This is a genomic window from Rhizobium sp. PP-CC-3G-465, assembly GCF_004343445.1.
In the GTDB taxonomy this organism is placed as follows: Bacteria; Pseudomonadota; Alphaproteobacteria; order Rhizobiales; family Rhizobiaceae; genus Ferranicluibacter; species Ferranicluibacter rubi.
Window position 1 is genome coordinate 1 of sequence record NZ_SLYH01000051.1, and the last position, 2,265, is coordinate 2,265.

Here is a 2,265-nt window from a genome sequence, read left to right on the forward strand (position 1 = left end):
GTCAAGCTGGAGTCGGGTAGGCGCGGCCCGTTTCCAGGCCGCGCCCCCCTAAGAACTGCACGTGCGAGTTTCCCCGCATGCAGCTCAAGCCTCTGTTAAGCCCTCAGCGACGAGAACCACCAGTTCCGGTGGTAGAGAGGAGTTGAGTCGTTGATCGGGCTGATCCGCCCGAGGCATGGTCTGGCTCTGCCGTTGGGCAAAGTAGCTATCCCATGCTGGATCGAACGGATTGGCATCCGCCCGTATCTTACGATGACGCCGGATGGGAACGTCCGCTGCTTTTTGCAGCCGCACCGTGGTCCATTTTCCATCCTCGTCTTTTTTATCTGCGCGGAACACCCAATCGCGTGCACCTTCTCGGGCGAAGTACCGATCTTTCACCCATCGGCGCGGTTTGTTTGGATGTCGACGGCAGGCCCAGCGCCAGAGTCGCTTCCAGATGAGATGATCAACCTTACCGAAGGTCGCCTTTGCCACCTGATTGCAATGATAGCCGGCCCAGCCACGGATGACCGGGTTGAGTTTGGCTATCAGATACTCCTGCTTCGTGCCGATGGCATCCTTGATGATCGCCCGGACTTTACGCATGAACGCCGCCACATTCTTCTTGGCGGGTTTGATGAGAAGCTTCCCATCGTACTTGCGCATGGTCCAACCGAGGAAGTCGAACCCCTCTTCGATCCGCACGATGCGGGTCTTTTCTGCAGACAGGGATAAGCCCCGTTCCGACAGGAAGGCTTCGACCAACGCTTTCGCTTCCTCCAGAACTTCTTTCGAAGCGCCGGTGATGACGAAGTCGTCGGCATAACGTATCAAGTGAACCTTGGTCCGGTAGTTGCGATCCTTTGGGCCGTAGTGGGCTTGCAGCATCGCTTCCATTCCGTCCAAGGCCATGTTGGCGATCGTTGGCGAGATTGGACTGCCTTGCGGGGTCCCTGCCTTCGTCGCATACCACGCACCATCTTGCATGTAGCCGGAGTCCAGCCATTTCCGGAGTACCACCTTGTCCATGGGGATTTTGGTGATGATCCAGTCCTTGCTGATCTCGTCAAAACAGCCGGAGATGTCGGCATCTAAAACCCAACCTGCGGTGTGCCGATTGCCCAGCGCTGTGAAGCACTGTTCGGCCGCATCGCGGGTGGCCCGATATGGCCGGAAGCCGTACGAGTTTAGGTCTGCTGTCGTCTCCGCGACAGGCTCAAGCGCAAGCAAGTGCAATGCTTGCATCGCCCGGTCCTGCATTGCGGGTATGCCGAGTGGCCTTAATTTGCCGTTCGGCTTCAATATGTGAACCCGCCTCAGTGGCAGCGGAGAGTATCCCCGCCGCCTGAGTGACGATAATCCTCCGATGCATTTCCCGGGTGTGTCCCAGATGATACGGTCCACTCCGGGCGTTCTCTTTCCTCTATTTTCCGTTACTCGTTTTACAGCCATTGCCTTGCCGCTGAACGAGTGGGTCAGCAGTCGTTGCAGGGCTTTCGCCTTGCCCCAACGACGTTCCCGAACTGCCTTCGCGATACGCACTTGCAGCCGCCGCACGGAATGTCGGACCTTGGACCAATCAATCTGGTTCCAGTCCGCCGATCCGCGGGAGGCTGCACCAGTCATTTTCATGACCGCCATTTGCTCTTCCTCCTGTGAAGGTTCTGCCTGTTCTCTCGCAATCAGAGACCAGTCGGAAGTCTGCCCCTTTTCAGGTGGGATAATGTTGGTTACCCGTAACCCCTATCCGCGCCATTACAGCCCGGCCTTCGCTTTTTCCGACATCCTCTACCCGCATCCCCGACAGCGTTCCTCGCGGTCGGCCTGCCCGTTGCCGGGCGGGGATACGGGCTTACCGTGTTCCACCTGAATAACAGGAGCGGGTTAGACCCTGCCTTTTCGCCGGCGGTCATTGTCCGTGTGCTTCCAGGATCGCGGGAAGCATCCGACCGCATACCTTTTGGTTTAAGCCTGCCAGCATCTTTGGCTTGTTGAAGCTGACGGCGAGCTCAGCAGTTCACTTACGTTGGTCGTACCGCCCAGCCTAGCGCCCCATCCGCGTTGATGCTCGCAGAAGATACCTCCACCTCACGGCATCGGCATGGCCCGAAGGCCCGGCTGCATTGTCCCAGCAGCTTCACACCGGACCGTTACCAGTCCCCCATGTGCCGGTAGGCTACTGACGACGGAACGTCAGGTTCTTCTCATGCCTTCTCCTTTCTCTTTCGAACAATTATTCAGGCGACTTCACGTCGCACCGACCCGAGCTTCCCGGCCCCGATC

General features: G+C 58.2%; 1 protein-coding gene. It reads right to left on the reverse strand.

Features of this window, described 5'->3' with window-relative positions:
• Positions 1–84: 84 nt before the first annotated feature.
• Positions 85–1,623, reverse strand: a complete 1,539-nt coding sequence (gene ltrA / locus C8J33_RS26750) for a group II intron reverse transcriptase/maturase (RefSeq protein ID WP_132665930.1) — start codon at positions 1,621–1,623, stop codon at positions 85–87.
• Positions 1,624–2,265 lie beyond the last annotated feature (642 nt).